Origin of the sequence: Undibacterium sp. TC9W (assembly GCF_049339865.1) — a bacterium.
GTDB lineage: Bacteria > Pseudomonadota > Gammaproteobacteria > Burkholderiales > Burkholderiaceae_D > Undibacterium.
This window is the reverse complement of record NZ_JBMPPJ010000013.1, coordinates 64,158-89,809: the sequence shown is the minus strand read 5'-3', so window position 1 is coordinate 89,809 and position 25,652 is coordinate 64,158. Positions and strand designations below refer to the sequence as shown.

General features: G+C 52.1%; 20 protein-coding genes. 9 read left to right on the top strand and 11 right to left on the bottom strand.

All coding sequences use genetic code 11. The features are described 5' to 3' along the window. Positions 1–333: 333 nt before the first annotated feature. From ACO0LN_RS18650 to ACO0LN_RS18640, 3 genes are all read right to left on the bottom strand, one after another. Positions 334–828, bottom strand: a complete 495-nt coding sequence (locus ACO0LN_RS18650) for a hypothetical protein (protein ID WP_422976294.1) — start codon at positions 826–828, stop codon at positions 334–336. A gap of 113 nt (positions 829–941) precedes the next feature. Beyond that, on the bottom strand, positions 942–2,360 hold the full coding sequence (locus ACO0LN_RS18645) for a hypothetical protein (RefSeq protein WP_422976292.1): 1,419 nt from the start codon (positions 2,358–2,360) through the stop codon (positions 942–944). Then, on the bottom strand, positions 2,357–3,661 hold the full coding sequence (locus ACO0LN_RS18640; protein ID WP_422976290.1) for an SPFH domain-containing protein: 1,305 nt from the start codon (positions 3,659–3,661) through the stop codon (positions 2,357–2,359). The genes ACO0LN_RS18645 and ACO0LN_RS18640 overlap by 4 nt, the downstream gene beginning before the upstream one ends. A gap of 260 nt (positions 3,662–3,921) precedes the next feature. Between ACO0LN_RS18640 and ACO0LN_RS18635 the strand changes: the two genes are divergently transcribed. The 3 genes from ACO0LN_RS18635 to ACO0LN_RS18625 all read left to right on the top strand — a co-directional run bounded on the left by ACO0LN_RS18635 (position 3,922) and on the right by ACO0LN_RS18625 (position 9,201). Beyond that, positions 3,922–4,659 carry a response regulator transcription factor gene (locus tag ACO0LN_RS18635; protein WP_422976288.1) on the top strand — a complete coding sequence of 246 codons (738 nt, stop codon included), beginning with the start codon at positions 3,922–3,924 and terminating at the stop codon, positions 4,657–4,659. Beyond that, complete coding sequence (locus ACO0LN_RS18630) at positions 4,637–6,739, top strand: sensor histidine kinase (protein WP_422976286.1); 2,103 nt, start codon at positions 4,637–4,639, stop codon at positions 6,737–6,739. Before ACO0LN_RS18635 ends, ACO0LN_RS18630 begins: the two co-directional genes overlap by 23 nt. Positions 6,740–7,089: 350 nt before the next feature. After that, complete coding sequence (locus ACO0LN_RS18625; protein ID WP_422976284.1) at positions 7,090–9,201, top strand: prolyl oligopeptidase family serine peptidase; 2,112 nt, start codon at positions 7,090–7,092, stop codon at positions 9,199–9,201. Between the two features lie 51 nt (positions 9,202–9,252). Here the strand turns inward: ACO0LN_RS18625 and ACO0LN_RS18620 are convergent, their stop codons facing one another. Together ACO0LN_RS18620 and ACO0LN_RS18615 are read right to left on the bottom strand one after the other, a co-directional pair. Then, on the bottom strand, positions 9,253–10,095 hold the full coding sequence (locus tag ACO0LN_RS18620) for an amino acid ABC transporter substrate-binding protein (RefSeq protein ID WP_422976282.1): 843 nt from the start codon (positions 10,093–10,095) through the stop codon (positions 9,253–9,255). Between the two features lie 422 nt (positions 10,096–10,517). Continuing rightward, on the bottom strand, positions 10,518–11,405 hold the full coding sequence (locus ACO0LN_RS18615; RefSeq protein WP_422976280.1) for an amino acid ABC transporter substrate-binding protein: 888 nt from the start codon (positions 11,403–11,405) through the stop codon (positions 10,518–10,520). 514 nt (positions 11,406–11,919) lie between these two features. Here ACO0LN_RS18615 and ACO0LN_RS18610 point away from each other — a divergent pair. The 4 genes from ACO0LN_RS18610 to ACO0LN_RS18595 all read left to right on the top strand — a co-directional run bounded on the left by ACO0LN_RS18610 (position 11,920) and on the right by ACO0LN_RS18595 (position 18,527). Beyond that, positions 11,920–13,671 carry an ABC transporter ATP-binding protein gene (locus tag ACO0LN_RS18610; RefSeq protein WP_422976278.1) on the top strand — a complete coding sequence of 584 codons (1,752 nt, stop codon included), beginning with the start codon at positions 11,920–11,922 and terminating at the stop codon, positions 13,669–13,671. Further along, on the top strand, positions 13,661–15,427 hold the full coding sequence (locus tag ACO0LN_RS18605) for an ABC transporter ATP-binding protein (RefSeq protein ID WP_422976428.1): 1,767 nt from the start codon (positions 13,661–13,663) through the stop codon (positions 15,425–15,427). Before ACO0LN_RS18610 ends, ACO0LN_RS18605 begins: the two co-directional genes overlap by 11 nt. An 8-nt stretch (positions 15,428–15,435) precedes the next feature. Then, positions 15,436–17,694: a penicillin-binding protein 1A gene (locus ACO0LN_RS18600; protein WP_422976276.1), complete on the top strand. Its 2,259-nt coding sequence runs from the start codon at positions 15,436–15,438 to the stop codon at positions 17,692–17,694. Between the two features lie 329 nt (positions 17,695–18,023). Further along, positions 18,024–18,527, top strand: a complete 504-nt coding sequence (locus ACO0LN_RS18595) for a hypothetical protein (protein ID WP_422976274.1) — start codon at positions 18,024–18,026, stop codon at positions 18,525–18,527. Between the two features lie 45 nt (positions 18,528–18,572). On the opposite strand, the gene metC is transcribed toward ACO0LN_RS18595, so the two are convergent. Continuing rightward, positions 18,573–19,934, bottom strand: a complete 1,362-nt coding sequence (gene metC, locus ACO0LN_RS18590; protein ID WP_422976272.1) for a cystathionine beta-lyase — start codon at positions 19,932–19,934, stop codon at positions 18,573–18,575. Positions 19,935–19,978: 44 nt separating this feature from the next. On the opposite strand from metC, the gene ACO0LN_RS18585 reads away from it, so the two are divergent. Next, a complete protein-coding gene (locus ACO0LN_RS18585) occupies positions 19,979–20,458 on the top strand; it encodes an Lrp/AsnC family transcriptional regulator (protein WP_162057460.1) in 480 nt (159 codons plus the stop codon). Between the two features lie 6 nt (positions 20,459–20,464). On the opposite strand, the gene ACO0LN_RS18580 is transcribed toward ACO0LN_RS18585, so the two are convergent. Then, entirely contained in the window at positions 20,465–21,247 is a 783-nt protein-coding gene (locus ACO0LN_RS18580) for an MBL fold metallo-hydrolase (RefSeq protein ID WP_422976269.1), read from the bottom strand. A gap of 226 nt (positions 21,248–21,473) precedes the next feature. Here ACO0LN_RS18580 and ACO0LN_RS18575 point away from each other — a divergent pair, with 226 nt between their 5' ends. Further along, positions 21,474–22,376 (top strand): AEC family transporter, encoded by a 903-nt coding sequence (locus ACO0LN_RS18575; RefSeq protein ID WP_422976267.1) that lies wholly within the window; start codon positions 21,474–21,476, stop codon positions 22,374–22,376. Between the two features lie 46 nt (positions 22,377–22,422). Here ACO0LN_RS18575 and ACO0LN_RS18570 read toward each other — a convergent pair whose 3' ends face one another. From ACO0LN_RS18570 to ahcY, 4 genes are all read right to left on the bottom strand, one after another. Then, complete coding sequence (locus ACO0LN_RS18570; RefSeq protein ID WP_422976265.1) at positions 22,423–22,878, bottom strand: DUF3592 domain-containing protein; 456 nt, start codon at positions 22,876–22,878, stop codon at positions 22,423–22,425. A gap of 48 nt (positions 22,879–22,926) precedes the next feature. Next, positions 22,927–23,754, bottom strand: a complete 828-nt coding sequence (metF, locus tag ACO0LN_RS18565; RefSeq protein ID WP_162039607.1) for a methylenetetrahydrofolate reductase [NAD(P)H] — start codon at positions 23,752–23,754, stop codon at positions 22,927–22,929. Further along, entirely contained in the window at positions 23,741–24,100 is a 360-nt protein-coding gene (locus tag ACO0LN_RS18560; protein ID WP_162039606.1) for a phage holin family protein, read from the bottom strand. The genes metF and ACO0LN_RS18560 overlap by 14 nt, the downstream gene beginning before the upstream one ends. A 119-nt stretch (positions 24,101–24,219) precedes the next feature. Next, positions 24,220–25,650 carry an adenosylhomocysteinase gene (gene ahcY, locus ACO0LN_RS18555; RefSeq protein WP_422976263.1) on the bottom strand — a complete coding sequence of 477 codons (1,431 nt, stop codon included), beginning with the start codon at positions 25,648–25,650 and terminating at the stop codon, positions 24,220–24,222. Positions 25,651–25,652 lie beyond the last annotated feature (2 nt).

The following is a 25,652-nucleotide window of genomic DNA, read 5'->3' as shown; positions in this document are numbered from 1 at the left end:
ATTTTGCTGACATCTTCATTTATCTACGGCAATATTTCAAAAAAGGCACTTAACTCCCGTGCATTGATTAACAGCATAAATGAAAACCCTCGGGAAATGTCAAACAAAGTTAAAAATATATTTTAAGCATGCTTAAAGAATATTTAATATTTCTCTGCTAGGATGGCGCGCCGCGTGTGCGGGCGCTTGAAACCGCTTATCCTGAACAACGCTGATCGCTCCTTGTCCATGTAAAGCGATCAGGCCATCAAAGAGCTGTCATTCAGCGTCTGGACATCGTTCTGATGTCCAGACATCTGTTAAATCCCGACCCATTCACTCGCATGTGTAAAATCAGTCACCTTGCTGCTGCCAGACTGCTTTACCCGACTTCAAATAAATCAAGCCGCTGGCGGAGCCTTCTTTCGCTACCACGATCCCATCGTTGTGCAATTTGACGGATTTGGCATGGTAGCTGTGCGGCTGCGAACCTTTATCTTCAACATACCAAAGTTCCAGCCAGGAAAAGTCATCACCACCGTTGCCTGTTGCATGCCCTGCGCCGACAATGACAGGCTTGGCTTTGCCGTGGGACAAAAAGACGATGCCTTCTTTATTACTCTTGCTATCCTTGACCAGGACCGCCAGGTCACCCTTGCCAGCACCAAGAAAATTGCCACGCCAGACAAAGGGATTGATGCGGCTATTGATCGCTATGGATTCTTGCTTGGACAAGCCATCAAGCTGCTTGTTTGCCCAGTCAGGCAATTGCATTTTGGGAGACACATCCTGTGCAAAAGCGATGCTGTTGGCAAATAACAGGACGACGGACGCTAATTTGAAATTCATGGCAAAACTCCTGATAGTGATATAAATTTTTAAGTATCGTTTTGAATAAAGGCCTGCATTACTATTAATGATTACTACGACTGCCTGCTGCCACCGCGCTCACTACAAATACCTCACCTCAAACTGATGGTCTGCCTCTTCCATGCCGGGTCTTGCCACTTGTAGAACACACTCAAAGAACCCGGCTTGTCGGCATAATTTTCGACTTGCAGGCTGTCCATGCTGACGACTTCAAAGCTCTTTTTAAAGCGGCCTTCGACTTTGGCTTCGCGTGCCACCAGCATCTTGTTGGTGCCGGGTACCCAGCCTGCAAATTCTGCATAGCCAAGATCAGGGTCACTATTGGCAGGGGGCAGGATGTCGATGATCCAGCCCTGGCTGGTCTGGTGGAATAACCAGAGTTCACGCCAATTCTCCATGGGTTGTACGGCCAGCGTCAGTGCAGTGTTTTGTGCATTGGCGCGGGCAGATGCGGCCCATACCACACTATAGGTGCAGCGCTTTGCCAGCGGGGTTTTCATGTCATGTTTGGCGTCAGTCAATATGACGCAGGTTTCACCCGGCTGGCCTGGAGCGGTGACGATGTTCAGGCCAGGTTTGGGAATAATGGCTGGTTCAGCCGCCCAGCGCGTCGTGCCTGCACGCACCCCGGCATCAGCGCAGGTATACACATCTTCATCAGCGAACTCTTCTTTATTGACGGCAGCCAGTTCTGTCAATGCGCGGTTGGCGGCATCATCTGCTTTCTCGCCTTTGCGGGCACGCTGGAAGGCGATGCTGGACCAGACGCTAGCCTTGCGCATGCGCATGCGGTTTTTCAGGTACTCGGGCAGGCTGGTGGTGTTGACCTTGTCGAGTACGTCGGCACGCCACTGGTCCAGGGCATAGCGCTCGGTCGGGCGCATAGTGGGGTCTATGCAATCCTGCCTGGTTACTGCCAGGGCAGCCCGGGCTTTTTGGTCGGGTGTGGCATTCATGGCCAGCACGCGGCGAAAGGCTTCGCCGTCGTAGCAGAGTTGCATACGGCCTTCGCGTTCATAGCCTTTGATGTTGATGCCGTAATTGGCAACCACTTCCAGGTGGGCGGCGATGGTGGCTTCATTTTGCTTGGGCTGTTTGCTCGATGCACGCCTGGCCAGGCGTTCTGCCATGCTGCCGAGTGCATCAAAAGCTTCGGCACCTATGGCACTGGCAGGAGCGGCTTTCAAATAAGCCGCGGTATAGCTGATGCCCAGGGATTCTGCACCCGGTGTGTCACGCAGGAAGCGGATGACGGCGAAGGCATCCGGTGCATCATCTGGCTGCATGGACACCAGGCGCACTTGCGATGTCTTGATATAGCCTGCACGTTCGCGCCTGTGGTCATACACTTGCAGATAGTCGAGTTTTTCACCACGGATTTCCAGGCTGTCGCCCTGCCAGAGTACGGCCTGTTGTTGTGCACCGTCTTTGGGGGCAGCGCGCAATTGTGCCTGGTCTTGTGTGACGACAGCGAGCACGGCGACAGCAGCTAAAGTAGCAAACATGATCATTGGCTCTCTTTGTTTTCGTTAGTGGTTTCTGTTTCAGCCTCGGTAGCTACTTTTTGCATGCCTTGCCTGTTGTTCTTGCCACTGCCCAGCAAGGTCGCACCAATGAAACTGCCATCTGTTGGTGGTGGCGCGATGATGACCGAGATCTTGTCTGACAATTTGTCGGCCATGGTTTTCTGTATCAACAAGGGATGCTTGCTCAGCAGGGCACCTTCTCTCTCCATCTGCACGCTGGCGACCTTGCCTACCAGGTCTTGCCTGTAGGCTTCAGCATCGGCCAGTTTGCGGCGGGAGTCGGCCTCACCTTGTGCTTCGATGACGCGGGCTTGTGCCGTACCTTCTGAAGTTTTGATGCGGGCCATTTTTTCTGCTTCGGCTTCAAACTTGCGTTGTTCTATCTGTTTTTCCTTGAAAGGCAGGACATGCTTCATGGCTTCTTCTTGCGCTTTGGCGGCGATGATTTGTTCATTGCCTGCTGCCTCAGCGGCTTTCTCGCGCTTGATCTTGTCGGCGTCAGCTTCCAGCGCGGTTTGCTTGACCTGCTTGTCTTTCAGTTCCAGGGTATAGCGCATTTTCTCGCTTTCCAGTTCTTCGGCCAGCAGTTTTTCCATGCCGCGTTTATAGTCGGCAGGCAGATCAACTTTGCCCATCATCACGCTGCGCAGGATGATGCCGTCAGCAGCGAGACGGGGTTTTAATTCAGCTTCTACCTGCTTCTGGATTTCTGCACGTTTGCTGGAAAATATCTCGCGTACTGTATACAAGGTGAATGCCTTGTAGATCACGCCCTGCACTGCCGGTTCAACGATGTCGGTATTGATGTTCTCTGGCAGGCTGGTGGACATATTGGTCAGCTTGGTCGGGTCAACGGCATAACGTATGCTCAGGTCTACACCGAGTGACAAACCTTCTACCGACTGGAACGGTGCTTCACCATCGGCACGGCTGCTGCGTGTGGGTTTGTATAACTGGTCTTGCAAGCTGAACAGGCGCAACTCATGCAGGCCGGGTACGACAATCAGGGCACCGTCACGCACCTGGTCAGCATGACCGGTCAACTGGTTGATACGCACACCCACGTCACCACGCGGGATATGTTTGATCGGTGGGTGGGTACTGATCGCATACACGGCACCGCCTACCAGGCTGAGCACTACCAGACGCTTGAAAGTGACTTTGCTGAACATGCCCGATTCTGTTGTGACCCTGGCCCCCGCTTTGATTCCCGTTGCGCTTTTGCTGAAAACGGAAGACAGAGTGGATCTTACGGCTTGTACCAGGGATTTGATACGGTCAGACATGATAGCTCTCCAATGAGGTAGTAACAGGTTCTTAGGGTTAGTGCAGTGGCATTTACCCTGCATCCCTGAGACACATCATGCGCTGTACTGGGCGGAACATACAATGCTGCGGCAGGGGCAGAAATATCACTGTGGCAAGCTATTTATTCCGCGCCTGGAATAAGCCTTGCCGCGTGTGAAGAAAAACTCACAGCGGCTTTATGACATTTACGGCGAAAGCGTGGATACTGCGGTTATTGAATACATTGCAGGAGAAAACCGTGGTCAAAGTAGCTGTCATCGAAGATGATCTGCCCACCAGCAATCAGTTAAAAACCTGGATAGAAGCAGCAAAACCAGGCATACAGATAGACCAGTGGTTCAGCCGTGATGATGCAGAAGCCGCCATCGCACGCGAAAGCTATGACCTGGTGGTGCTCGATATTGAACTGGGGCGCGAACGCCACGCCGGGGTTGCCATCATCAACGCCATTAACAAGCAGCATGCAACGCCAGTACTGGTGGTGTCGGCCATGCCTGCCACGATTTACCGCAGCATCATGAAGGCGCTGGATGCCTGGGATTACCTGCAAAAAGCCACCTTTGAAGAAGCTGATTTTATTGAAACCTTTCTGGAAATGCTGCGCTCGGTGAAAGAGCGCAAACAGCATAAAGAGAGCCAGAGTGCTGCCTATAAAGAAGCCGCAAAAAGCCCGGCTGCCGACCAGCTCAGCATGGACCCCTTACGCCAGCGCACCCCTATCTGGCGCGGCCAGCGCATCAACCTGCCACTGACTGCGCAACGCATACTGGCGGCGCTGTTTGCCCGCCGTGGCCAGGTGGTGTCGTATGAAGACCTGTATGAAGTCGTCAAGAGCGGGCGCAACCGCGACAATATACGCAAGCATGTCTCGACGATACGCGATGCCTTTCGTGAAATTGATGCCGACTTTGAATGCATAGAAAACGTCCCCATGCGCGGTTTCAGATGGGTGGATGACGACGTGGGCAGAAGCTGAGATGGGCAAGTTCTTGCTGGCGACTTACCGGCTGCGGATTTTATTCCGTGGCGTTTTTCTTTTGCTGGCACTGGCGACCGTGGGCCTGGCGCTGTCTGTCCTGCAACAGGAAAAACAGCTCAGCTATAACAATTACCAAAGCAATTTCAATAAAACCCGTTTGCAGATATCCGCCACGCTGCGCCACCCTGCCGGGCAACTGGCCTTGCTGAATCCCCCAGCAGACGCCAAGCGCGCATCCTTGCGCCCGCTGTTGTTGCCGTATTCTGCAATTGATTTCGACGACCAGAACAAGGTGCAGCAAGCCATCGCCATGTCAGGCTGCCTTGTCCAGTATGGTAATGAAGGCGCACTCTGTAGCGGCATAGGCAATAACCCCTGGGCTGGCGGCTTTATCTATATAGCGGGTAACTTCAATAGCAGTCAGCTGGTGTCACACAAACGCGGCAATGAAAGCCTGACCCAGGCGCACAGGCTGAAAGTCAGCGTCAGCCTGCGCGGCCAGACATATCGCTGGATAGCGCCGTTTGAAGAAGAGATAGCGCCAGCGAGACAAAACCAGGGCGTGCGTGGGCGCTGGACTGGTTTTAATGAAAGCGAAGCCAACAGGCCGAATGCCCGCCCGGTAAAAGACTTCCGTGGCTGGGCCTGGCAACAGGCGATCTGCAACCAGGCTGACCTGGACGACAAGGATACTGACTGCCAAAAGAATACCTTCTTCTCACTGCGCCTGCCGATACCGGTCTTGCAGGAAGCCCTGTTTGAAAAGAAACGCCCGGTCTGGCCGCCACAGGACCTGGACCAGATGGAAGTCAGCATCGCCGTGCTGCCACCTGACTCTGACACTGCGCTGCTCGACAGCAAGAGCACGCCGACTGCAACCCCATTCTCCCTCAAGGATTTACAAGACAATCTCTTGCCTGGCGAAACTCTGCGCATACGCAAACGCGACGCTCAAGACAGTAAAGACAGCAAAGATGACCTGATCAACCTGACCGGTATCGTTGAACAAAGTGATGAATCCTGGAATATCATCACCCGCCTGATACGCCGCCTGCCTGTCGATGAATATGATGTCCCGCTAGAAAGCCGCGAAACGATCAGCACGCCACTGGCCAATTATGAAGTCTTGCTGAAGGGAGATGTGCGCAGTGTCAGCAAGAGCCTTAGCGTGGTTGCCAGCCGGGTGTCCTGGTTTGTCGGTGCGATGTTGCTGGCGCTGACGCTGGCCTGGCTATTGATCGAGGTCAGCATCATACGCCGCATCACCCTGCTCACTAAACGCGCTGTATCGCTGTCGAAGACCATGAAGGGTGCGGGTGAGCTTGAGCAATTCGATGTCAGCGATTTGCGCAGCCCGGATGAACTCGGCGTGCTGGCCAGTTGCCTGCATGATTTGCTACGCCGAGTAAAGGAAGACGTGGAACGCGAAACCATACGCACTGAACAAGAAAAAGAGATGTGGCATGCAGTCGGCCATGAAATCATGTCACCGCTACAGTCTTTGATGGCCCTGCATGGCACGGCAGATAACCAGAGCAATCGCTACATCAGCCGCATGCAGCAGGCCATACGTGTGTTGTATGGCAGTGCTTCGCCGAGCGAAGCATTTCAGTCCACTGTCTTGCAGGTCAGTGAAATTGACATCACCCTGTTCCTGAAAAACGTGGCCGACAATGCGCCTATGGTAGATATACCGGATGTCGTCTATCAGGGGCCGGATGAAGTCATCATGGTCAAGGCCGATGAATATTCACTTGAAGATGTGGTTACCCATGTCCTGCGCAATGCCCAACGTTATCGCAAGACTGATAGTTCTATTAGTATCAGGTTACAAGATAGTGAAACTGCCGTGACTATTACTATCCACAATGATGGCCCGCATATTGCCGAAGATTTGATCGACAAGATTTTTGAGTACGGCGTATCGGACCAACATGACTCGGGCGCGAATGGCAACCGTGGCCAGGGTCTGTTTGTGGCCAAGACTTATATGGCGAAGATGGGCGGGACTATCAATGTGCAGAATGTGGATCAGGGTGTGAGTTTTGCCCTCACTTTGCAACGAGGAAATCCGTAAACCTCTGGAGAGACAAAAATAGGTCACTGGATTCCGGCCAGGAGCATGGCGGAATGACGTAGCTGGGGCATGGCAAATCAAGCGATGCACCAGTCTATATTATTTTCAATAAATTATTAAAAAAACATCAATCCGACGACATCAACAGTTTTTATCCAAAAAGCAAAACTTAGTTTTGTATCATCACACAATTCACATCGCACTATCGGAAAGCATGGCTTTAGAATTCTTGACGGGCGCGCTGAACCGAACGCCTGCTCGCAGGGTCAATTACTGGCTATCAATATAGTTATGGTTATCCCGTGAAAAAATACCAGGCTGAGACCGCCTGTCCAACAATAAGGAAAGCAATGAAACCACAAATGAAACTGATCGCCGCGCTGTGCATGGTAGGTGCAAGCAGTCTGGCGCTGGCCCAGGCAGAAGACAAACACCAGTGGCTGGAAGACGTCACCGGCGACAAGGCACTGAGCTGGGTCAAGGACCAGAACAAGGTCACTCGCAGCAAGCTCGACAACGATGCCGGCTTCAATAAACTGAAAGCTGATTTGCAGGTTGTGCTCAATTCCAAAGATCGCATCCCCTCCATACGCAAAATGGGGGACGCCGTATATAACTACTGGATGGATGCAGAACACCCGCGTGGTGTGTGGCGTAAAACCACGCTAGAAGAATACAAGAAAGCCCAACCTAAATGGGAAGTGGTGCTCGACGTTGATGCACTGGCCAAGGCAGAAAATGAGAGCTGGGTATACAAAGCCAGCGTATGTCGTGAACCAGTCTATGACCGTTGCCTGATTGAGTTGTCACGCGGTGGTTCAGATGCGGTGGTCACCCGTGAATTTGATCTTGCCAGCAAGTCCTTCGTCAAAGGTGGCTTCAGCCTGCCAGAAGCAAAAATGAGCCTGGACTGGGTCAATAAAGACACCCTGTTTGTCGCTACCGATTTTGGTGCCGGCACGCTGACTGATTCTGGCTATGCACGCGTCGTCAAGGAATGGAAGCGCGGCACGGAATTGTCTGCGGCCAAGACCCTGTTTGAAGGCCAGAAAACCGATATGGCCGTAGGTGCCAATTCCAGTGACCATAAAGGCATACACAGGGAACTGGTGGGTCGCCAGATCACCTTCTACACATCAGAACAATATCTGAAAGAAGGCGACAAACTCAGCAAGCTGGATATCCCGGCCAAGAGCAATCTGTATTTCTTTGACAAACAGGCAGTGATCACCCCACGTGAAGCATGGACAGTTGGTGGCAAGACTTATGCGTCAGGCAGTGTACTGGCCATCGACTTTGATGCCTTCATGAAAGGCAATCGTGAATTCACCGTATTATTTGAACCCAGCGATACCACGTCATACACTGGTGCTGCCATCACGAAAAATTATCTGTTGTTGCAAACCCTGGATAACGTCAAAAGCAGCATGAAAGAATGGAGGTTCGATGGCGGCAAATGGTCAGCTCGCCAGGTCACTCTGCCTACCCTGGGTGCCATTACTGTGACTGCAGTGGATGCTGAAAATTCTGATGATTACCTGCTCGGCTACTCTGATTACCTGACACCGAGTGTTTACATGATGGCCCACGCTGGCAATGACAAGCGTGAATTGCTGAAGTCTGCACCAAGCTTTTTCGATGCAAGTGCCTATGAAACCACGCAAAAATTCACTACATCCAAAGATGGTACCAAGGTGCCTTACTTTATCGTACGTCGCAAGGATGTGAAATTCGACAGCAATAATCCTACCCTGCTGTATGGCTACGGCGGCTTCGAGATTCCCATGACGCCTTCGTATTCCGGTGGTCTGGGCAAGAGCTGGCTGGAAAAAGGTGGCGTCTATGTCGTTGCCAATATCCGTGGTGGCGGTGAGTTTGGCCCGCGCTGGCATCAACTGGCCTTGAAAGAAAACCGTCAACGCGCCTATGATGACTTTGCTGCCGTAGCAGAAGACCTGATTGCCAGCAAAATCACCAGCCCTAAACACCTGGGTGCCATGGGTGGCAGTAATGGCGGCCTGCTGGCTGGTGTCGCCCTGACCCAGCGCCCTGACTTGTTCAATGCGATTGTCAGCCGTGTGCCTTTGCTGGACATGCGCCGCTTTAACCAGTTGCTGGCCGGTGCCTCATGGATGGGTGAATATGGCAACCCCGACGTGCCTGCCGAGTGGGATTACATCTCCAAATATTCTCCCTACCAGAACGTCAAGGCAGGGGTGACTTATCCTAATGTGCTGTTTATTACCTCCACCAAGGATGACCGCGTACACCCAGGCCATGCGCGCAAAATGGCTGCCAAAATGATGGAGCAGGGTCACAAGAATGTCTGGTATTACGAAAACATAGAAGGCGGCCACGGCGGTGCAGCCAACAATGCACAACGTGCCGACATGGACGCCATTGTTTATACTTTCTTGTGGAATATGCTCAAGCGTGACAATGATGCAGTACAGGTGCATTAATTAAGTCAGGTACGATGAAAAAAGCAGCCATATGGCTGCTTTTTTTTTCGCTTAATCGACTTTATCCGACGGGAAGCGTATGGTTTCACGCAACAGGACGCTCATGGGCAAGGCCAGGTTAACACCATTCGGTTGCACCGGTTTTGTAAACCATTTCTCATAGAGTCTGGTCAGCTCACCATCTGTCATCATGCGCACCATTTCCATATCAATGAGCTTCTTGAAAGAGGCATCGCCCTTGGGCAGCATCATTGCATAGGCTTCTGAAGACAGCGGGTCACCGACGATGACCAGTTTATCGCGAAGCTTGGACCTGGCCTTGAAACCAGCCAGGATTGCATCATGCTGGGCAAATGCATCGACTTGCTTGTTTTCCAGCATACTGACAGATTCGATATGATCTTTGCTCTGGACCATCTTCATATTCAGGGAGCGCACTTTATCCCTTTCCAGCAAATATTTATCTGTGGAAGTGCCCTTGGTCACAACTACTTTTTTATCTTTCAGATCCTGCCAGTTCTTGATGCTGGAATCAGCAAAAACCATCATGCGTATCGTGGCGAAAAAATGTGGCAGCGTGTAGTTTACTTTAGTACGTCGTTCTGCATTATTGGAGGTAGAACCACACTCAATATCTGCCTTGCCTGAGGTCATCGCCTCCATGCGCGTATCTGAAGTAACAGGGATGTAATTGATCTTCAACTGCGGTAGTTTTAATTCTTTTTTGATCGCATCCACAAATTTGGCGCAGATATCAATCGAGTAACCGATAGGTGTTTTATTCTCTGACAGATAAGAGAACGGGAGTGAGGTTTCCCTGAATGCGATGTTGATCGTATTGGTTTTTTTGATACGCTCAAGTGTATCGGCTGCAGAGGATAACTGTGCCAGCATACAACTTGAAAGAATTAAACTTGCTTTGATAAAGCGACGAAATTTCATGCGACTTCCTTGACCCGGTTGGAGTAGTGGGGATGATAAAGAACTGATTTAGGCGCTGAAGGAGCGATGCTACTTCAATAGCATCGTCAGATACTGTCGCGCTGAAGGATAAATACTGCGCGATACTTGCCAGACCAAAGTGAACCCGATATCAGTTGCGACAAAAACACCGCAGGCGAGGATTATAGGAATATTTCTACACAACAACAATCGAAAATTTATGCATTTTGCTTAATGTCATAATTCAACGCCTGATTACGCTCACGCATTTGAGCAATATCAATCAAAAACCCGGGCAAATATCCCGGGTTGGTGAGCACAAAATAGAGGTAGCAAAATAAGCAATAAGCAATAAGCAATAAGCAATAAGCAGCTTAATTCACTTTATCTGAAGGAAAACGTATGGTTTCCTTCAACAGTGCACCCATGGGCCAGGCCAGGTTCATATTGTTGGGCTGTATCGGTTTGGTGAACCATTTTTCGTGCAGCTTGGTGATTTCTCCGTCAGTCATCTGCCGTGCCATTTCAGTATCGATGATTTTCTTGAATGCGGCGTCACCTTTGGGCAGCATGATGGCATAGGCTTCAGAAGCCAGTGGGTCACCAACGATGGTCAGTTTGGATGGATCCTTGGCCTTGGCTTTCAGGCCAAACAGGAGAGCTTCATCCTGGGCAAAGGCATCGACCTGGTTGGTTTCCAGCATGTTAAAAGAATCGCTGTGGTCTTTACCTTCTACCAGCTTCATGTTCAGGGCGCGTACCTTATCACGCTCGAGTATGAATTTGTCAGTAGAAGTGCCTTTGGTGAAGACGACTTTCTTGCCCTTCAAATCTGTCCAGTTCTTGATGCCTGAACTGGTTTTGACCATCATGCGCAGGGTAGAAAAGAAATGCGGTATCGTAAAATCAACTACTTTCCTGCGGTCTGCAGTATTGCTGGTTGAACCACATTCCATATCTGCCTTGCCGGATGTCATGACCTCGATGCGGTTATCTGCGGTGACAGGCAAAAAATTGATTTTCAGTTGTGGCAATTTCAATTCTTTTTTAAGCGCATCAACCATTTTTTTGCAAATGTCTATGGTGTAGCCGACTGGTGCCTTGCTGTCTGACAAATAAGAGAAAGGCAGGGCAGACTCGCGATACGCGATATTGACAGTCTGGCTTTTTTTGATACGGTCCAGTGTGTCAGCAGAGGACAACTGGGAAAGAATAGCGGCAGACGCAAAAACGCCAGCCTGAAGAATACAGCGCAATTTCATATGGTTTCCTTATGCTCTTAAAAAGGACAAAATTTATCGAGACATGTCAGTGGAAGATGTTGCAAAGATGTTCAGGCAGCATATAACTACAATGAGCAGCTATTGCCTGAGTATAGGTAATACAGCGGGGCTATGCAATTAAGCCCGGGATATTTTGCAACAAGCGTGGGGGTTTCAACAGTGAGGAGGCGGATTATATAGCGGACTGAGCGTCTGGAGGGAGAAGTAAACCTCTAGTGCATAAGGAGATAGAAAATGAGATAGAAATATAGACAAGCAACATCCACTCATGGAAGACAAAAACTGTATGTTTTTACTTTTCATAAAAACAAAACCATGTGTGATGAACAAAAATGCAGAGCCATTCAACAAACAAATGGAAAATGAATACTGGCGTAAGTTAAATCGCGGAGAATGAAATCAGAATTTGAGGATACTGTATCATTTCCTGCTTTGCCATTCACACACCCCAGATGCATGCAACCATTTTCTGTCTTACTGGTCTGAACCATCTATGAGTCTGAACCAGCTTTTAGCACAATTTATCCGCCAGCACTGGCGCCAGTACATCAGCGCTGGCCTGATGCTGTTTGCCGTTGCCGTCATGACGGTCTTGATACCACGCCGTGTCGGCATGATTATCGATGGCATGGTGGCGGGACGTTTTGACAACACAGCCCTGATGTGGGAATTGTCCTGGTTGCTGGGCATGGGCCTGGCTATCTACTTCTTGCGGGTGGGTTGGCGCACGCAACTGTTTACGGCCTCATATCAACTGGGCATGCAATTGCGTACCCGTTTGTATGAGCGTCTGAGTGTGCAGGGTTCGCGCTTTTTCCAGCAGCAAAGAACCGGCGACCTGATGGCGCTGGGCACCAATGATGCAGATGCCATAGAACTGGCCGCAGGTGAGGCCGCTCTCGCCGGTTTTGATGGCAGCATGACCTTTGCCCTGGTGATAGGCATGATGCTGCTGGGTGTAGATTGGCGACTGGCACTGGCGGCCCTGCTGCCCTTCCCTTTCATGGCCTGGGCTTTCAAGCATATTACCCATCATATACAGGATGCTTCACGCGATTCTCTCGACCGTTTCAGCAAACTCAATGATCAGGTGCAGGAAACCTTGTCAGGCGTACGCACCCTGCGCGCCCTTGGCCTGGAACAACGCAGCGCCGCGCAGTTTGCCGAACTGGCAGAAAACGCTGCCGCAGCCAGCCTGAATGCGCAACGCTGGGAAGCAGCCTATGAACCGGCAGTGGGCCTGTCCCTGACTGCGGCTGGTGCGCTGACGCTGGGCGTTGGTGGTTACCTGGTCTGGCATGGTGAAATGAGTATTGGTTCCTTGACGAGTTTTTCCATGTACCTGGGGCAGCTGATCTGGCCCATGTTTGCTGCTGGCTGGGTCTTGTCGCTGCTGGAACGCGGCAAGGCCGCCTGGGCACGGCTGGAACCGGTATTGACGCAGGAACTCAGCGTCAATGATGAGGGCAAGCTGGATACGCCACCTGCCGGTGATCTGGTTGTAGAAAATGTCAGCTTTGCTTATCCTGGCCAGACCAGGCCAGCCTTGCAGGACATCAGCCTGCGTATTGCGCCGGGACAAACCCTGGGCATAGTCGGCCCTACCGGCTCAGGCAAATCCAGCGTAGTGCGCCTGCTGCTGCGCCAGATCGAGGCCGAGCAAGGCCTGGTGCAATGGGGTGAACATGCGCTGGCAGACTACAAATTGCAAGCCTTGCGCCTATCCATCAACTGGGTGGCGCAGGAGCCGTTTTTATTCTCGGCATCGATTGCTGACAATATCTCGCTCAGTAATCCTGCCGCCAGCCGCGCCGAGATCATAAAGGCCGCACAACTGGCGTCAGTGGATGATGATATACAGCGCTTCCCGCATGGTTATGACACGCTGGTGGGTGAGCGTGGCGTCACCCTGTCTGGCGGCCAGAAACAGCGCGTAGCCATCGCCCGTGCCTTGCTGACGGCCAGCCCTTTATTATTGCTCGACGATGCCCTGTCAGCAGTCGATACACAAACCGAAACGCATATCCTGCAACACTTGGCAGAGTTGCGACAAGAACATCCTGAACGCAGTGCCGTCATCGTCAGCCACCGCCTGAGTGCGGTACTGGAAGCCAATCACATCCTGGTTTTGCGTGAAGGCAAAATCATAGAGCAAGGCAATCACCAGGCTTTACTGGACTTGAATGGCTGGTATGCAACGCAATGGCGTTATCAACAATTGGAAGCAAGCCTGGATGCAGCCTGATACGAAAAAAATACCCGCTGCCATGTCAGAAAAAAAACAGGCGGTGCATTTGCTGCTGCATGCAGCCCGCAGTGAAAAACGCCACGTCTGGCTGGGCATTTTCTTTTTATTTATCGCCGCCGGCCTGGAGGCGATTGGCCCCTTGCTGGGCAAGGCCTTCATAGACCGTTACCTGTTGCCGCACCAGATGGATATGGGCATGGTCATAGGCTTGCTGGCTGCCTATGTATTATCAGGCTGGGCTGCAACATGGCTGCGTTACCTGCAACTGACGCGGCTGGCAGGCGTCGCCATGCGTTCAGTACGGCGTTTGCGTGAACAGGTGTATGAACATGTCTTGCGCCTGCCCATGGCTTTTTTTGACAAGGCCATCACGGGGCAACTGGTCAGCCGTGTGACGAATGATACTGAGTCAGTTAAGAGCCTGTATGTGCAGGTCTTGTTTGTCATGCTTGACAGCACCATCGTCGTCATCGGTGCGCTTACTGCCATGGCATGGCTGGAATGGCGCTTGATGCTGATCGTCATCATGCTGATACCGGCAGTGATCATCATCGTCTGGTTTTACCAGCGCTGGAGCGCGCCAGCTGTCAGCAAGGCGCGCCAGTTGCGCAGTGAAATCAATGCCCAGGTCGCAGAGAGCATCAATGGCATGAGCACGTTGCAAGCCAGCAATGCCGAGCGCCGCTTTGGTGAGCGCTTTGCCAAAACCAATCAATTGCATTACGCCGCCAGGCTGGATGAATTGCGTGCCAATGCCTGGCTATTGCGCCCGGCGCTGGACCTGATGAATTCGATCTTGCTGGTGGTGGTGATTTTCACTTTCAGCCAGCGCAGTTTTTCTGGTGTGGAGATAGGTGTGCTGTACGCCTTTGTCAGCTACATCGCCCGCGTCGTGGAGCCGCTGATACAGATCACCCTGCAGTTCGGCCAGATACAGCAAGCCGTGGTTTCTGCCGCGCGTGTCAACACACTGCTCAATGAACATCAGCATGTACAGGCCAGCAGCGATGCGCGCATTACTGACGGCCATCTGACGCTGGACAAAGTCAATTTTGGTTATGACCCGGCGCGACCAGTCTTGCATGACTTTAGCCTGGATATCCCGGCGGGCAGTTTTTATGGCATCGTCGGCCATACCGGCAGTGGCAAATCTACCCTGCTGAGTCTCTTGCTACGTTTTTATACGCCGCAGTCTGGCCGCATGGAAGTCGATGGTCAGCCGCTGGCCAGCATCACGGATGCGCACTTCCGCGAAAAGGTGGGGCTGGTGCCGCAAGAACCATTTTTGCTGGCAGCCAATGCGCGTGAAAATATCGCTATGGGGCGTGACATCAGCGAGGCAGATATCATCGCTGCGGCCAAGGCTGCACATGTCCATGATTTTATTTTGCAACTGGAAAATGGCTACGACACACAACTGGGTGAAGGTGGTGCGCGGCTCTCTACCGGCCAAAAACAATTGCTGGCAATTGCCCGCGCGCTGGCCGGCAAGCCGCGCATCCTGTTCCTGGATGAAGCGACTTCGCATATCGACAGTGAAACCGAACAGGTAGTACAAACCGCGCTGACAGAATTGCGCGGCAAGGTCAGTATCATCGCGATTGCCCACAGACTCTCTACCATACGCGATGCCGACAGCATCATCGTGCTGAACCACGGCAAGCTGGCTGAGCAAGGTAATCATCAAGAATTAATGCAGGTCGATCAGGGCATATACCAGCGCCTGTATTTGCTGCAAACTCTGGAAGAATAAGGAATAGCATGAAGAAATGGATCGTGTTTGGCATCAGTGTTGCTGTGACTCTGGCGCTGGCAAGCCTGGCCTTTATATTTTTTGTAGTGGCCCCGGGTTTGCCTACTCTGGAAGCGGTAACCGATTACCGCCCAAAAATACCGCTGCGCATCTACACGGCAGACAATGCCCTGATCGGTGAGTTTGGTGAAGAACACCGTGACTTTGTACCAATCAAGCAAATCCCGGCGGTCATGAAAAATGCCTTGCTGTCGATAGAAGATGCGCGTTTTTATGAGCATGGCGGGATCTCCTTCATCGGTGCGGGGCGCGCCATACTAGCGGACTTGCGCGGTGGTTTTCATCAGGGTGCATCCACCATCACCATGCAGGTAGCACGCAACTTCTTCCTGACCAATGAAAAATCGGTAGAACGCAAAATGAAAGAAATTTTGCTGACTTACCGAATAGAAGATGCACTGAGCAAAGACCAGATCCTGGAACTGTATATGAACCAGATTTTCCTGGGCAAACGCAGCCATGGTTTTTCCAGTGCCGCAAAAACCTACTTTGGCAAATCGCTTGATCAACTGACGCTGGCAGAAGCTGCCATGCTGGCGGGAGTACCGCAAAACCCGGTGCGACATAACCCCGCTGTGAATTTCGAAAAGACCAAGCAAAGACAGTTACTGGTCTTGAAGAGCATGGTCAGGAATGGTTTCATCACCGAAGCCCAGATGGAAACCGCCGCCAAGGAAGACATCAAGGTCATCAAAGGCCAGCAATTTGATGCCCATGCTGACTACGTGGCCGAGATGGTACGCCAGAGTATCTATGCGCAATACAAGGAAGATACCTATACCAAAGGTATCAGGGTCTATACCACCATCAACAAGGCCGAGCAGGATGCCGCTTATGAAGCCGTGCGCCGCAACATCATGGCTTATGACCAGCGCCATGGTTATGACGGCCCTGAAGCCCATATAGACTTACCAGCAGATGAAGATGAACGCGACGATGCGATAGACCAGATCTTGCGCAAGCATCCTGACAATGACAAGCTATTAGCAGCGGTGGTGACCCAGGCGTCCGGCAAGATCGTCAAGGCTGAACTGCAGTCTGGCGACAGCATAGAAATCACCGGCGATGGCTTGCGCTTTGCCGCAGCAGCGCTGACAGACAAGGCCAAGGCTGGCATCAAGATACGCCCAGGCTCAGTGATACGGGTGATGCAGGACGCAAAAAAACGCTGGGCGATTACCCAAATACCTGAAGTCGAAGGCTCATTCGTGGCGCTGAATGCGGACGATGGCTCTTTCCGCGCGATGGTCGGTGGTTTTGACTACAACCGCAAGAAATTCAACCATGTGACCAGTGCATGGCGTCAGCCTGGGTCGAGCATCAAACCCTTCATTTATTCAGCCGCGCTGGAAAAAGGTTTTTACCCTGGCACCCTGATCAATGACGTGCAACTATCGGAAACATCAGACAGCAATCTGCGCTGGGACCCGCGTAATGATGACGGCAAATATGACGGCCCCATCAGCATGCGCACGGCGCTGGCGCAATCCAAGAACGTGGTGTCGGTGCGCATATTGAAAGCCATCGGCGTCGATCATGCGAAGACATGGTTGCCACGTTTTGGCTTTGACAAGGACAAGCACCCGGCCAACCTGACCATGGCGCTGGGTACTGGTTCAGTGACACCCTTGCAACTGGCATCAGCCTATGCGGTATTTGCCAATGGCGGCTACTCGGTCAACCCCTGGTTGATCAGCAAGGTGGTGGATGGCAAGGGTGTCGTGCTGTTTGAAAACAAGCCACCTGCCAAAGCGCAGGAAGAATCCCGTGTCATCGATGCACGCAATGCCTATATCACCGACCAGATGTTGCGTGAGGTGGTACGCAGCGGCACCGGTGCCAGCGCCACCGCAAAACTGGGGCGTCGTGACCTGGCAGGCAAGACCGGCACCACCAGTGATGCGGTCGATGGCTGGTTTGCCGGTTATGCAGGCAATGTGGTGGCAGTGGCCTGGATGGGTTATGACGATCCCAAAAGCCTCGGTGGCCGCGAGTTTGGCTCGACCCTTGCCCTGCCTATCTGGATAGACACCATGCGCGTGGCGCTGGCTGGCAAGCCAGAAGTCGTGCGTGCCGTGCCTGAGGGCATCAGCAATGCAGAGGGCGACTGGATGTTTAATGAATTTTTGAACGGTGCTGGTGTGCGCACGCTGGATATGGGGGATGCGCCGGTGGCTGATCCGGCTGCAAGTTCGGCCACGCAGTAGCCCACATAGAAAAAACCCGCAGATCGCTCTGCGGGTAAGTATCCCGACCTTTGGAGGTAAAACATTTCAGGATGGGCGCATGGTAGTGGCTGGACATGACAAGCGCATGACAAATCATGCTCGCCATAAAAAAAGCCCGCTGGCAGAGGCCTACGGGCTAAAATCCTGTGCGGGAAGCAAAACAGGATGGTGGTAAATCTCACAAACTCTTGTCAATCAATCTTCTATTCAGCGAACAGAGCGCAAAGCACCCTCTTATTCCGCGCCTTGAACACCTTGCACATTTTGTAGACTCCTCAGCATCCCTTTACAAAATGTCAGGTTAAGAGATGACTACTACCTACCGCCCACAAAGGTCCTTGCCGCGCGAACCACAATTCATGCATGGCACGCCAGGTACTATCTACATTTTGCAAAACGATGGCTTGCGCCAGGGTCTGTACAAGATCGGTGCTACCCGCCGCTCTGGCGTCTCCAAGGCCATGGAACTCAACCGTGACCAGCAGCAACTGATACCCGGCCAGTATGAATGCGCATTTGAACTACATACCAAGGATTGCGGCCAGGCCCTTGATGAAATCCTGAAACTGTTCAAGCATGAGCGCCGCGGCAAACGTGGGGATGAATTCTATGAGTTCGATCTCGACATCGCCGCCGGTAAAATCGCCAACATCATTGCCACCATCAACCGCCAGGGCCTGATACGCCAGCAACACACGCTCTCAATGATGCGTCACCTCGAACCAGACGAACCCAGCACCAGCAATGCTGAGGCCTTTACCCCGCCACCTTCCGGCATATTCAAGAAGGCGATAGCCTGGGTAAATAGCTGAACTGGCGGGTTGTTTTCAGCTCTCTGTTTAAGCTCTGTATTTCAGCTACACAACCGCTTTCAGATAATTGCGTTCACGCCCAGCCTCCTGGCCCTTGCGCAAGGCGGAAAAACCTTGATCAAGATCGGCCAGTAAATCCTGTACTGCTTCCAGCCCCACATGCAGGCGCAACATCGGTGCCTGCCATTTGGCAGCATTAACGCTGCGGTAAGAAGCAGGGTTGGTCGGCAAGATCAGGCTCTCAAAACCACCCCAGCTAAAACCGATGCCAAACAGGCGGGTACGGTCTATCAATGCAGCGACTTGCTGTTCTGTGATGTCTGCACGGAATACTGCTCCCATCAGGCCGCAGGCATATTCCTCTTTGAAATCACGCTTCCACAATTCGTGGCCAGGGCTGCCTGGCATGGGCGGGTACAAGACCTCGGCCACTTCTGGCTGTTCTTTCAACCAGCGTGCGACTACGTGGGCGCTTTCCCTGTGCGCTGCCAGGCGTGCTGCCAGCGTACGCAAGCCGCGCAAGGCCAGCGCGGCATCATCTGCACCTATGGTCAAGCCTAGCTGGCGATAGGTATTGCGAACGCGCTCTTCCAGCGCTGCCGTAGTCAAAATCGCCCCCATCAGAGCATCAGAATGGCCGACGATGTATTTAGTGGCTGCATGGATAGAGACATCAATACCCAGCTCGAACGAATCCCAGCCTATAGGCGTGGCCCAGGTAGAGTCAGACACCACCACAGCGCCACGCGCATGGGCAGCAGCGGCGATGCCGGGAATGTCTTGTATTTCAAACGTCAGGGAGCCTGGCGACTCAACAAAGATCACCTTGGTATTGAATTGCATGAGGTCAGCAATGCCACGGCCCACCAGCGGGTCATAATAAGTCGTAGTGACACCCATCTGCTTGAGCATGCCATCACAGAACAAACGGGTCGGGTCATACACGGTATCAACCATCAGCAAATGATCACCAGGCTGTAGCAGGGCCAGCAAGGTAGTGGTAACTGCTGACAGGCCTGATGGTGTCAGCATGCAGGCAGCAGCGCCCTCAGCCGCGCACAAGGCCTGTTCAAGCGCCTGTGTGGTTTCATTACCATGGCGGCCATAGGCGCGGCGTGTACCACAGGCATTCTTGAGGGAAGCGACATCAGGAAACAGCATGGTCGAAGCGCGCACTACGGAAGGATTCACAAACGCCGCGTGGTCCTTGCCCTTGCGACCGGCATGGGTCAGGCGGGTGGCGGTTTGTAATACTGGCTCGACGACATTCATGGTGATTCCTTTGTTCATTCTGTGCATTAACTGATTGCTACCCTGATGCGTATCGATAAAGACCATGATCACGTCAGGGTGGTACAAGACATATCCTAGCAACAGCCAATAAGAATTTTTTACCAAATTATTCAAAAATTTATGCTATTTTTAGAAATATTTCCTATTAATTAGAAAAAATGGACAAAATTGATCTAGAAATCCTGAATATCTTGCAGAAAGATGCTTCCATTGCACTGGCCGACCTTGCCCAGGCCGTGCATTTGTCCGTCACGCCTTGCTGGCGGCGTGTGCAAAAACTGCAGGAGGATGGTGTCATCAGGCAGCAGGTCACACTCTGTGACCCGGTCAAGCTAAACCTCGGTTTGACGGTGATGGTGGCGCTGAAGGCGGCCCAGCATAATGAGAAGTGGATGCAACGTTTTATTGCAGGTGTTGGGGCGATACCTGAGATCGTCGAAATCCTGCGCATGAGTGGAGACATCGACTACTTATTGAAAGTCTATGTGCCCGACATGGCAGGCTTTGACCAGGTGTATAAAAAACTGGTCAAGGTGGCTGACCTGCAGGATGTCAGCTCCAGTTTTGTGATGGAGGTCATCAAGAACACCACGGCCTTGCCCTTGAATTATGCCGTACTGAAAAGCGGTAAAAGCTGAGCTTGCTCAGCCCCTGAAGCGGTAATGTTCCTGCGTGAACAAATCGATGCCGCATTGCAGGTTTTCTATCCAGTCCAGGAATGCGGTGATTGCTTCACGGCCTTTGAAATACCTGCCATGCTGAGGCACCAGCATCTCGACATCCATGGTCCTGACCATGTTTGCCCACAGACGGCAGACTTTGTTCGACACCATATAACGCTTGTGGAAACCACTCATGGTATGCACATGATCAAGGAATTGCGCCCTGGTGGTGATGGCTGTTTCTATGTCATGCGCATCGACCATGGAGGCGCCGACGTCACCAGAAAACAGGATTTTCGATTTACTGTCGTAGAACTGGAAATTGCCTTCAGCATGCAGGAAATGCGCAGGCACGGCATGGATGATGGTGTCGCGCAAACGCACCGGCATGCCTTCATCGGGGATGCCGACGATGCGTCCTTCGGAGCGATTCAGGTTACAGAAATGCGGCACAAAGCGCGACCATAATTTCGACACATACAAATCACAATTCGTCCCCATTAGCCACTTGTCGAGCGCGCCTATGATGTCAGGGTCCTGGTGTGATGCGAACAGGTATTTGAGGTCTTTCTTCGGCAGATATTTGTGCAGGCTTATCAGCAATGCGTTATAGGTCAGGTTGCCGGAAGGATCGATCAACGCCCCCTCGCCTTCTGATACGACAAGGAACTGGTTGGCCTGGACGGCGTGGTCTGCAGTATCGTCCAGCAGATCATTGAACATTACGCAGATGTGTTTGCCGTCATTAAAAAGTTCTATCGCCAATTGAGCCCCGCATACCATAAATGTGAAATGGTATTGTAGAAAAACTGGCAAAACGGCTCTTGACGTGGATCAAGCATGGATCAAGAACAACTGAGGCTGCTGGCTAATCCCCTTCACATGAAATCTTGTCATCTGTGTTTTCTGCTACAGCGCAAAGACTGCAAAGCGGCTAGACTCTTGTGAACAGAAGTAAACCTGTCTCCCCATTTTTCCGGCAAGCGCACGCATGATAGAACGCATACTATCCATCATCCTTCCTGTGTTTATTATCATAGGACTGGGTTATGCCTATGCGCGGCGCAAGGGTCCTGCTGCTGCGGCGGATATGGTGTCGGTCAACCGCATCAGCATGGATGTGCTGTGCCCCTTGCTGATTTTCACTGCGCTGGCGGGCAAGGACTTTGATGTCGCCCACAACCTGTGGCTGATACTGGCCGGTGCCCTGATTGCCCTGGGCTCAGGTTTGCTGGCATGGCCGGTAGCGCGCCTGCTGGGTTACGACGTGCGCAGCTTTGTGCCGCCGATGATGTATAACAATTGCGGCAATATGGGTTTGCCACTGGCAGCACTGGCCTTTGGTACCAGCGGCCTGTCGGCAGCAGTGGCGCTGTTCATGGCTTGCAACCTTGTGTATTTCACGGTGGGCATACGCATCATCCAGCATGGGCATCCCGATCATCAGGATAATCCCTGGCGCTTTTTGCTGAGCCCCATGATGCTGTCAATGGCAGCGGGCATGTTGTTTGCGGTTTTGGATATCCCATTACAGCCCACGCTTTTCCTGGCCTTGAAAATGACGGGAGATGCCTGTATCCCTATCATGCTGTTTGCACTTGGGGTGCGCATGCTGGACATCAATTTTGCGAGCTGGCGCATAGGCATGGCAGGCGCCATCGTCTGCCCGCTGGCAGGTTTGCTGGTGGCCGGGATACTGGAACTTATCTTGCCGCTGACGCCAACCCAGCGCGGCCAGATGTATCTGTTTGCGGCATTGCCACCGGCAGTATTTTGTTTCATGGTGGCAGAACAATATAAACAGGAGCCTGACAAGGTCGCGTCTATCGTTTTGCTCGGCAATGCCGCTGCCCTACTGTTTGTTCCTTTGGGTTTGTGGCTGGGTCTGCGCTAGCTATGCCTACGTTATTGATACGCACTCTGTACACTGCCAGCTGTGGCTAACGATATTGCCACAGCCACGCCATCAGTGAAAAGAACAACAATGCCAGGATGAGGCCACCGTAGGTATAACGATTGAATCCGGGAATCAGCACGCTAGTGCCCGGCTGCTTTGGATAGTAATACACTTTCACTGCAGCTCCGGCAGGAAACCTGGCCACGATATTGCGGGCAACACCTAGCGTTGGTTCACTACCGTAATATGCGCGCCAGCCTTTATGCCTGGTTCCGTTCAGGACATATTCATAGTGAATCCGCCACGTCCAGGTATTACCTTCACTTCCTGTGCGTCGAGAAAAACGCTGTACCTTGGAATGTACTATTTCCCCCTCGGTCGCAGGCCATGACCTGCTTTGGTATGCTCCCCAAAGGTCACGCATGGCCAACGCCAGAGCAAGCAAACCAAACAGCGCAAGCAGCAGGCAGGCAACTTGAGGAAAAGAATCAAAATTCATACATTCACAAGCCCATTCCCTTAGAGGAGGCCACTGACTGATGCTATATCAAACCAATCGCTGCCAGATTGCTGTCGTCGCTGCTGCCTGGTTCAAAGAATAGAAATGCAGGCCCGGCGCACCACCTGCGAGCAGTCGCTCGCACATGGTGGTCACAACATCAAGGCCAAAGGCTTTGATCGACGCAGTATCGTCACCATAACTGGCGAGCTTCAAACGTATCCAGCGCGGGATTTCTGCGCCGCACATTTCAGAGAAACGCTGTAATTGTGTGCTATTGGTGATAGGCATGATGCCTGCGACAATAGGTGCTGTGACGCCCGCCTTGCGTGCTTCTTCAACAAAACGGAAGTAGGCATCAGCATTGTAAAAATACTGGGTGATTGCAGCATTCGCACCAGCATTCATCTTGCGCACGAAGCTGTTCAGATCGTCTTGCGGTGAACGTGCCTGTGGATGCATTTCAGGATAGGCCGCCACTTCAATATGAAACCAGTCGCCAGTCTCGGCACGGATAAATTCGACCAGTTCATTGGCATAACGGAATTCACCGCCCATGCCATAGCCACTGGGCAAGTCGCCACGCAAGGCGACCAGGCGGCGGATATCATTGGCCTTGAATTCATTCAGGATAGCCCGTATCGATTCACGCGTACCACCCACGCAGGACAGATGCGGTGCGGCATCATGGCCTTCGCGGCGTATCTCGGTCACGGTATCAAGCGTACCCTGCTGGGTAGTGCCGCCAGCACCGAAAGTGACAGAGAAATATTTAGGATTAAGTTCGGCCAGTTTGGCCCGTGTGACACGCAGCTTTTCCGTGCCTTCCGCCGTCTTGGGCGGAAAAAATTCTATGCTGAAATTAGGCGTCTTCATCTTTTTTATTTTGCAACAATAAGGTCGAGAGTGCCCAGGAGATCACGCTGTACAACAATGCGCCACCCACTGCAGCCCAGAAACCGGTGACATGGAAACCATCCACCATATTCGCCACACCCCAGAACATCAAGCCATTAATGATGAAGATGAACAGGCCCAGACTCAATACCGTTGCAGGCAAGGTCAGTATCAATACGATAGGGCGGATGATGGTGTTGACCAGGCCCAGCACGACTGCCACGACCAGTGCCGTACCAAAAGTGTCTATTTGCACCGACGAAATGAGATAAGGAATTGCCAGCAAAGCCAGCGCATTGACCAACCAGGTTGCCAGTAAACGCATACATGCTCCTGTTGCAGAGGGATGAAGCTGTAGTCACAAGATACAGCTTCATTGCACACCTGCCCGGATAAACAAGCTTCAAACTACAAGCTGCAAACCCGGACAGGCGCTATCGTGGATTAATAACGGTAGTGATCTGGCTTGTAAGGGCCGTTTTGATTCACGCCGATATAGGCAGCCTGCTCTTCTGTCAGCACGCTCAGTTGTGCATTGAGTTTTTTCAATTGCAGACGCGCGACTTTTTCATCCAGATGTTTAGGCAAGGTGTAAACGCCGACTGGATATTTCGCTGTATTGGCAAACAATTCGATTTGCGCAATGGTCTGGTTAGCGAAAGAAGAACTCATGACATAGGATGGGTGACCTGTACCGCAACCCAGGTTTACCAGGCGGCCTTCTGCCAGCAAGATGATGCGTTTGCCGTCAGGGAAAATCACGTGATCTACTTGTGGCTTGATGTTTTCCCAGGTGTATTGCTTCAATGCGGCGACGTCGATTTCATTATCGAAGTGACCGATGTTGCAAACGATGGCCTGGTCTTTCATCTTCAGCATGTGCGCATGGCTGATGACGTGGTAGTTACCTGTCGTTGTCACGAAAATGTCGCCATGTTCAGCAGCATATTCCATGGTCACGACGCGGTAGCCTTCCATCGCTGCCTGCAATGCGCAGATAGGATCGATTTCAGTTACCCATACCTGGGCAGACAAGGCACGCATGGCTTGCGCAGAGCCCTTGCCTACATCACCGTAACCGGCGATAACGGCGACTTTCCCCGCGATCATGACGTCAGTTGCACGCTTGATGCCATCGACCAGAGATTCACGGCAGCCATACAGGTTGTCGAACTTGGACTTGGTGACGGAGTCATTGACGTTGATGGCAGGGAAAGCCAGCTTGCCATCTTTGTGCATCTGGTACAGGCGATGTACGCCTGTGGTTGTTTCTTCTGTCACGCCCTTGATTTCTGGCAGGCGTTTGGAGTACCAGGCACCGTCTATCGCCAGGTGTTTTTTGATCGCATTGAACAGGCAGATTTCTTCTTCTGAACCTGGGTTGGCCAAGACAGAAATATCTGTTTCAGCACGAGTACCCAGATGCAGCAACAATGTCGCGTCGCCGCCATCATCAAGAATCATGTTGGAATAGCCGCCGTCTTTCCATTCGAAAATACGGTGGGTGAAATCCCAGTACTCATCCAGGTTTTCGCCTTTAAAAGCGAACACTGGTGTGCCGCCAGCAGCAATCGCTGCAGCAGCATGATCTTGTGTGGAGTAAATATTGCAAGATGCCCAGCGCACTTCTGCACCCAGGGCCAGCAGTGTTTCAATCAACACGGCAGTCTGGATAGTCATGTGGAGGGAACCGGTGATACGGGCACCCTTCAAAGGCTGGCTAGCGGCGAACTCTTCACGGATCGCCATCAGGCCCGGCATTTCTGTTTCAGCAATGCGGATTTCTTTACGGCCCCAATCAGCGAGACTCAGGTCAGCAACGAAAAAATCTTGAGAAGTATTGGTAGTGGATGTATTTGCTACGACGGCGTTCATCA